1 pseudogene is annotated in these 530 nt (G+C 45.3%); it reads right to left on the minus strand.

Features of this window, described 5'->3' with window-relative positions:
* Positions 1–530 (minus strand): annotated as a pseudogene (locus QMA12_RS22160) (IS21 family transposase); the annotation flags it as partial.

Here is a 530-nt window from a genome sequence, read left to right on the forward strand (position 1 = left end):
GCACACCGCCCAAAAATTCAAAGCAACGCGCATGACTCATCACCCAATCTTCAAGTTGTTGGCTATACGTTGCCTCAGCATAGGTATAATTTGATGCGCCGAGCACGGCAACAAATATTTGAGCAGTCCGTGTCTCCTGCGTTGTAGGGCATGTGATGGTCAGTGTCGGGCCACAATAATCCACAAACAACTTTTCACCGCCTTTATGATGCTGACGCATCGACAACCGTTGCTTTCCTACCCATTCCCGATAGGCGCGGCAGAAGTGGCTATAGCTGTAATAAGGCTCACCGACTTTCTCACGTAATTCATCGAATACTAACTGCAAGGTTAAATGTTTGTGCTGCTTTAAATCCCTGTTGATAGCGAGCCAATCAGGTGTTGGATATCTTTTCTGACGGGTTGAGAAGTCCCTGATTTTTGTATTAAGAAAAGCACCGTGTTGCTTATCTTCAGGTAATGGCCATTGATTTAAGCCTAACTCATTGGCCTTTTTAACGTAATTAGCGACAGTCCCAGGGGAGATATTT

The sequence above is a fragment of the Pseudoalteromonas sp. APC 3893 genome (genome assembly GCF_030408095.1).
Taxonomy (GTDB): Bacteria; Pseudomonadota; Gammaproteobacteria; order Enterobacterales; family Alteromonadaceae; genus Pseudoalteromonas.